This window comes from Micromonospora sp. NPDC005161 (genome assembly GCF_053599855.1).
In genome coordinates this window covers 1-6483 of the sequence record NZ_JBSFYQ010000098.1, presented here as the reverse complement: position 1 = coordinate 6483, position 6483 = coordinate 1, and the positions used below count along the sequence as shown (strand labels likewise).

Genomic DNA, 6483 nt, shown 5'->3' with positions numbered 1-6483 from the left:
GTGACCCTCGACAAGTCCCATCATCCCAGCCCAGAGGGCATTTTCACGTTCACGACCCGCCACCACCGCCAGCCTTCATGAAGGCGCGAGGCTAGGGGCCCATCAGTGCGCCTCGGGACGTGCGGATCTGCCGATGGTCGGGCGTTATGCGCGACGACGATTGTCCGACCTTGGGACTATCAGGCAGCGGAGCAAGCTCAGTCATGGCGCAGGTCAGCGCTCTGCTCCGCAGACGCCTGCGGTCGGCGCGCGGATCGAGCAACTACTTGCCGGGCGGGAAAGTGAATGCTACGTTCCACGTGAGAAAGTACTGTCCGCACAGGCATGGAGGTGGGTCATGGCCAACGAGGTACGCCCCGACGAGGCCGCCGGGGCGCTGACGGAGATCGCCCGACGCCGGGAGCAAGTGGTCACCTTGACGATCATCCCCACCTGGTTCTGGTGGGCCACCGCGGTTCTCATGGTTGGCTTCTCGGTCGCCGTCGAGACCCGGCGGCCACTGGTGATCGGCATCGCAACGGCCGCGTTCGTGTTCGGCACCCTCATCGTGACGGGCCGGCTCGTGCTCGGCATCGTCGGGCGCGCCCAGCCGCGCAACGACCTGCTCCGGCCGACCGGCGTCCTGGCTATTCTCGGTTTCGTCGCGGGCATCCTGGCCGTCTCGTTGCCGACGTCGTTCGCGCTGAAGGCCGCCGGGGTCCGCTATCCCGCGACCGCGGGCATTCTCCTGGCCGGCCTATTCATGGTCGTCGGCGGGCCATTGCTGATGCGGTACCTGGGTCGCCTCATGCTCGACGATCGCGCCGGCGGCCCGAAATGATTAAGCCACGATTCGACGAACTCATCCACGCCCCCACCCGGCTCTCGATCGTGTCACTGCTCGCGGCCACGGAATGGGCCGACTTCAAGTTCATCCGCGACAGCATCGGCCTGTCCGACTCCGCCCTCTCGAAGCAGTTGACGACGCTCGAAGAGGCCGGCTACGTCGAGATCCGCAAGGGCTTCGTCGGGAAGCGCCCACGCACGTCAGGCAGGCTCACCAGCGTCGGACGGGCCGCGTTCGACCAGCATGTCGTCGCGTTGCAGGAGATCGTGGCGAGGGCCGGCGCGACCGTCCTGCCGCGTTAGTCCGCAGTAGATCCGTACCCTTAAGTTCGACGGAGATCTCCGTGATGATGCGCCCTGGTGAGGCTCGTCAAGGTGATCCCGCATCAGTCGGGTGCGCGGATCTGGCGATCAGCGCGCTGAGGTGTCGCAGATCAGTTGGCGGATGAGTGTCGCACATCAGTCGACGGAGGACACCGGCCGCCGGCCGATGTCGGGCTCCAGTTCATGCGTGACGGATTGGTGTCAGATGTTGGGTGACACGTCCGGCTAGACGATCTCGGTTGGCTCTGCGGCAGGCCCTCAGCGTTGCATGTTTGGGCCCCTGGGAGGCTGAGGGGGTGGAACAGTCTGCATGGCCTGAGATTTCGGCGGTGATGGCAGCAGCTCCGTATCCGGTGGAGGTGCTGCCGGCCGACCCTGAGCGGGCGACAGCCTGCCTGGCAGCGCTGGAAATCACGACCAGGTCGTGGCTCGGGGCGGTGGTCGCCAACAGTGGTGGGCTGGTGATCGACCATGGTTGGCTTCGGGTGCTGGGCGGTGGGCACGAAGGGTTGCCGGATGTGGCTGCCGAAATGCATGCCAGGGCTGATCGTCTGGTCGTCGCCTTCGACGTGATGGGCGGACAGTTAGCGTGGTTGCAGGCGGAGCCGGGCGCGAGGCCGACTGTGCATTACTTCGGCCCCGAGGATCTCGCTTGGCAGGATCTTGAGCTTGGCTATGGCGACTGGCTGCATGCGATGCTTGCCGGTGCGTTGACTGGGTTTTATGAGGGCTTGCGCTGGCCGGGGTGGGAAACCGAGGTGGCCAGCGTTGCCCTGGATCAGGGGATCAGTGCATTGCCGCCGCCGTGGACCAGGGAGGGCAAGGATCTGTCGGCGGTGTCCCGGAAGCCGATTCGGCTTGCTGAGCTCGTTTCGGTTCATCAGGAAGTGGCGCGTCAGCTCGGCTTCCTCTAGTCGTCCGATGCCTCTGCGGTTGGTAGGCGGTCGGCGGTCCGGCCAGGGTGTCATCGTGACGTCCTTCGCGGCGGCTCGGGTTTACGGGCTTTGAACCTGGCGATGGCCTTAGTGGTGGTGCGAGCGACTTCGGTGAGGAGCTGGTCGCCGTCGTGGATGCGGAAGGTGGTCCCGGCTGATTCGACGGTGAGGGTCGCTCCGGCGTGGGCGATGCCGACATGGATGCGTTGACCGGCGATGACCAGGGATCCTCGGCAGCTGACGCGACGTTCAACCCGCACCGGTTCAGGTGCCGGGGTCGGTGGGGGTCCAGCGGGTCGGGCGTCGCGGATGCGGGCGATCTCGGCGGCGGTGAGAGGGTTGGCCAGGCTTCGCAGCAGGACGCCGTCGGCGGTGATCTGCATGAGGCCGCGGTCGAGTCGGACGGTGACGCGTCGTCCGGCGAAGTGGTAGCCAACGGGGTGTTGCCGGCCGGCGAGGCTGATCAGGCCGGTGGCGTTGACGAGCCGGTCGACCTCAATCGGGGCGCCGGCTTGGATGGGTCCGGCGGCGATCGGTGGTGGCCCGGCGGGTGTGCCGTCGTCGGCGAGGAGTTGGCGCAGGTAGGCGGCGGTGAGCCGGGACGGCACGGTCTTGAGTCCGACGCCATCGATGAGCAGGTGGACGACGGTGGTGTCCGCCCACAGTGTGACTGGCAGCCCGGCGCGGGTGGGGCTGAGCCAGAACTGCTGCCCACAGACGGTGAGATTGCCCGAGGCGGGAACGACCCGGGTGACCTCCACGGCCAGGCCGACGTCGTCGCCAGCGGCCACTGGCGCTGCGGGGACGGTGGCCTGCCAAGCGGACGGTGGAGATGCCAGTGGTGCCGGCAGCGGTCGGCGGGGCGCAGGGACGGTGGTGGTCAGCGCTGGCGGAAGCCGCAGCGGCAGCTGTTCCTCGGCCGGCTCAGCGGTGAACCGGTCGGCGGGGAACGCCATCCCGAGGGACTGGTGGGGCCGTTCCGTGTTGTATTCGTGGCGGAAGGCGTCGATGGCGGCCTGGGCCTGCTCCGGGTCGGCCCAGACTTCGACGTCGTCGAGCAGTTCCCGCTGCAACGTCTGATGGAATCGCTCGACCTTGCCCGTGGTGGTGGGTGAGCGGGGCTTGGTCAGCCGATGGGTGATGCCGTTCTCCCGGCAAATCCGGTCGAACATCACCTCGCCGCCACCGCGGCCGAACCGTGCGGTGAACTGCTTGCCGTTGTCCGTCAACACCTCCTCCGGCACCCCGAACCGCTGCAGGGCCTCGGCGAAGGCCAGACAGACCGCCCGGCCGGTGGCCCTTCGGACCACGGCGGCGATGACGCAGAACCGAGAATGGTCATCGACGCCGGTGACGACCTTTGCCTCACCACCATCACCGAGACGGATGCCGCCGACGATGTCCAACTGCCACAGCTCCATCGGCCGCTCACGCTGCCAGCGCCGGTAGTCCTCCCGACGGCGCCGCCGGGGCGTCGGGTCGACCAGGCCGTGTCGGACCAACACTCGGTAGATGGTGCTGAGCGACGGGACCGGGCCAGGGCAATCGCGGCGGCCCAGCTCGTAGTGCAACCTCCGCTGCCCCCATCGGGGATGATTGCGGCGCAGTTCGCAGATCACCGCCTCCACCTCGGCGGGCGTCTGGGCGGGATGCGCATGCGGTCGGTGCGACCGCTCGGCCAGGCCGTCCAGGCCGTGTCCGCGATACCAGCCCAGCCAGCGGTGCACGGCCTGACGTGAGACGCCGAAACGTTCGGCGACCTCGGTCACGGATAGGCCAGCTTCGACTTCCAACACTGCTCGGTAACGCTGCTCAGTCACGCTCAACTCCACCAGCACTCGGCGGAGTGTCACCCATCAACTGAAGCCACGGTGTCACGCATCATCCGGAGTACGACACGCGCTGCCGGCGAATTGGTTCAAACTTTCTGTACGTCTTCAAGGCGGCCCGAGACGGGCCGCACGCGCCGCCGCCTGGGCGCGCGTCCGACGCTCCGCTGTCGCTCCACGCCGGCCACGCAGAACGCCCGTCGGCTGGCGCGGAAAGCGGGAAGCCCGGGGGCCGCCGCAGACGGTAGCGCCGAGGGTGGTTGAGGTTCGTGGGCCGGCAGGCGGCCGGGCCGCGCCCGAGCGGCGCGGCGCAGGGAAGGGCACGCCGGGTCCGCGCGGCGGGTTGCGGCGGCCTACCGGTCGTGGTTACCGCGCCTCCGGCGGGGGCGCAACGACTCCGAGATGGCCAGGGGTCCGTCGGCGGGTCGCGGTCCGCGGGTGGTTGCGCAGCGCCATCCCGCCAGCCGACGACCCGGGCGAGCCGAGCAGACCACAGCCCGGCCCGCCAGCGTCCGAACGTGCGTCAAGGTCCGCTTGACGTGGCGGGCCGGGCGGTGGCCGGGCTCCCCAGGAGGGCGGGTCGGCGGCGGACGGGATGGCGTTGGCCTTGTTAAATCGGTGTGGTGAGCCGAGTTGAGACTAACCGTGACCTATTTGTCGCATTGTTGGCGATCGGCGCGAAAGCGGTGGAGCCGCCGAACCAATCAGCGGGTGGGCAGCAGCGCCACGAGTTGCCTCAGTCCGGCGGCAAGAGACTGGTAGCCGCTGCTGGAGAGCTTGTCCTCCTCCCGTAGCTTGGCCACCTTCTGGCCAAACTCGGCAAGCTTGTCCCGGGCCTTGTCGGCCTTACCATCCGCGAGCTTCTCCGCGGCTTCCCTCAGCCGCTTCGTCAGTTCCTCACCAGCATCCGGCTTCAACTCCCCGTCCTGAACGAGCCCGAGGACCGTGGTGTGCAGTCCCGCGATGAGGTCGACCGGGCGCAGGCTAGGACGAGGGGACGGCTTCGCCGAGGCCGAGGAGGAAGGGGACGCCGACGGCGCACCGGCCACCTCGGATTCGGCTGCCTCTGGTACCGCAGCGTCCGTAGCCATGGGAGCCGCCGCTGGGGAACGGGATGGCTCGGTATCGCCACTGGAGAACACGACCATGACGGTGGCAAGGACGACCGCGACCAGCGCACCAGCAACGGCAGCCCACATGAACCAGCGCGTCTTGTCACGGCCAGCTTCTGCCTGTCCGCCGGCTAGCCTCAACAGCACCGTCGGCGGGTCTATGCCCGACTGGTCAGGACTAGGCGTGGCAGACATGGCGGACATCATGCCACAGCGCCATGGCGCCCTTGCTCGCAAGTCCGGCCTGATCAGCGGCGTTCCTGTTCCTTCCGGGCGGCTGCCTCAGCGGGTCGGCGGGCGCGAACTGCGGCTGGTCAAGCAGACGCAACCAGCTTCCGTCCGGCTGGCATCGGACAACCTGTGCGCGGGCTCCCGAGCGGCCGCTGACCAGCGGGGATTCGAACCAGTTCGAATCATTTGGCCGGCGGTTGCGGACAAACGTTGACTGTGCCGGTCCTGAACCGCCTCCCGGCGGGGCACCGAGAGTACGGAGGCACCATTGACGACCTTGCGATCGCGGATCATGGCGATACTCGCCGCGCTTGTCCTGAGCACAACCGGGAGTGCGATCCTCGCCGGCCCGCCAGCGCAGGCCGCGACCGGGACCTGTTCGGGCTCCAAGGTCGGTGGCTTCGACCTGTACGGAGACGTGGCCATCAACGGTTCGACGAAGTACGGGTATGTCGAGATCTACTACAGCGGCGGATACAACTGCGCGCGGACCGTGTCGAGTGCGAACACCTGGGGCGTCAGCAAGGTCATGTCGGTCGAGCTGTGGGTCTGTTCATCCGGCACCAGCAACTGCCGACTGCTGGCGGCGAACGACCGGGACCACGGCACGTACAGGTACTACGCCGGTCCGGTGAGCGCCTACGCCAGCGGAAAGTGCATCTGGGTCATCGGCAACATCTACTACCCGCCGACGGACTCCAACGCCGGCGACAACAGGTCGGGATGGTGCGGCTGATGTCCACGATGCGACGCTCGTTGGTGGCCTGTCTCGTGGCTGGGATCGTCGCGGCGGGAGCTCCGGCCGTTGGCCCGGCACCGGCCAGCGCCGCAGCCGGGTACGGGGAGCAGTGCGGATCCAGCTACCAGGAAATCGACGACAAGGTGCTGCTCACCAGCGGTGGCCAGTACTTCGGGCACATCTACCTGATGTACAGCGCGCAGACGAAGATGAACTGCGTCGTCGCGGAGAAGTCCAGCTATGTCGGCGTCGCGACCTGGATGAACGCCAAGGTGGAGACGAGGGGTGGGCGCGTCGCCCAGGACCCGGGCAACTACCGCTACTACGCCGGGCCCGTCTATCTCTACGCCCCGGGCGAGTGCGTCCGCTACTCCGGCGTCGCGTACAGCGGGCCGAACAAGACCGGGACGCTCAGCTCGTACTCGTCGCCCTTCGGCTGGTGCGGCTGACGACCGTGGTGTGGGTCGTGCCGGGCAGGTTCGCTGCCC

7 protein-coding genes and 1 pseudogene are annotated in these 6483 nt (G+C 67.9%); 5 read left to right on the top strand and 3 right to left on the bottom strand.

All coding sequences use genetic code 11. From position 1 onward, the window contains the following. The first annotated feature begins 133 nt into the window (after positions 1-133). The 3 genes from ACWD5O_RS36715 (at position 134) to ACWD5O_RS36705 (ending at position 2063) form a co-directional block, all read left to right on the top strand. Positions 134-820 carry a hypothetical protein gene (locus ACWD5O_RS36715; protein ID WP_354968063.1) on the top strand — a complete coding sequence of 229 codons (687 nt, stop codon included), beginning with the start codon at positions 134-136 and terminating at the stop codon, positions 818-820. Further along, positions 817-1128: a winged helix-turn-helix domain-containing protein gene (locus ACWD5O_RS36710; RefSeq protein ID WP_354968064.1), complete on the top strand. Its 312-nt coding sequence runs from the start codon at positions 817-819 to the stop codon at positions 1126-1128. The genes ACWD5O_RS36715 and ACWD5O_RS36710 overlap by 4 nt, the downstream gene beginning before the upstream one ends. A gap of 317 nt (positions 1129-1445) precedes the next feature. After that, on the top strand, positions 1446-2063 hold the full coding sequence (locus ACWD5O_RS36705; protein ID WP_450088128.1) for a DUF2625 family protein: 618 nt from the start codon (positions 1446-1448) through the stop codon (positions 2061-2063). Positions 2064-2113: 50 nt separating this feature from the next. On the opposite strand, the gene ACWD5O_RS36700 is transcribed toward ACWD5O_RS36705, so the two are convergent. The 3 genes and pseudogenes from ACWD5O_RS36700 to ACWD5O_RS36690 all read right to left on the bottom strand — a co-directional run. Next, entirely contained in the window at positions 2114-3922 is a 1809-nt protein-coding gene (locus ACWD5O_RS36700; protein ID WP_450088129.1) for an IS481 family transposase, read from the bottom strand. 695 nt (positions 3923-4617) lie between these two features. Further along, complete coding sequence (locus ACWD5O_RS36695) at positions 4618-5220, bottom strand: FIMAH domain-containing protein (RefSeq protein ID WP_450006253.1); 603 nt, start codon at positions 5218-5220, stop codon at positions 4618-4620. A gap of 106 nt (positions 5221-5326) precedes the next feature. Next, positions 5327-5401: pseudogene (locus ACWD5O_RS36690) on the bottom strand (DUF4440 domain-containing protein); the annotation flags it as partial. A 123-nt stretch (positions 5402-5524) separates the two neighbouring features. Between ACWD5O_RS36690 and ACWD5O_RS36685 the strand changes: the two are divergent. Further along, the gene (locus tag ACWD5O_RS36685) at positions 5525-5992 is read left to right on the top strand and encodes a hypothetical protein (protein WP_354968066.1); all 468 of its coding nucleotides are present in this window, start codon (positions 5525-5527) and stop codon (positions 5990-5992) included. Next, positions 5992-6444: a hypothetical protein gene (locus ACWD5O_RS36680; RefSeq protein ID WP_354968067.1), complete on the top strand. Its 453-nt coding sequence runs from the start codon at positions 5992-5994 to the stop codon at positions 6442-6444. The genes ACWD5O_RS36685 and ACWD5O_RS36680 overlap by 1 nt, the downstream gene beginning before the upstream one ends. The last annotated feature ends 39 nt before the right edge of the window (positions 6445-6483 follow it).

Coding starts and splice junctions, on each gene's coding strand:
- ACWD5O_RS36715 (WP_354968063.1), top strand. CDS start 134: ATGGTCGGGCGTTATGCGCGACGACGATTGTCCGACCTTGGGACTATC.
- ACWD5O_RS36710 (WP_354968064.1), top strand. CDS start 817: ATGATTAAGCCACGATTCGACGAACTCATCCACGCCCCCACCCGGCTC.
- ACWD5O_RS36695 (WP_450006253.1), bottom strand. CDS start 5,220: ATGTCTGCCACGCCTAGTCCTGACCAGTCGGGCATAGACCCGCCGACG.
- ACWD5O_RS36680 (WP_354968067.1), top strand. CDS start 5,992: ATGTCCACGATGCGACGCTCGTTGGTGGCCTGTCTCGTGGCTGGGATC.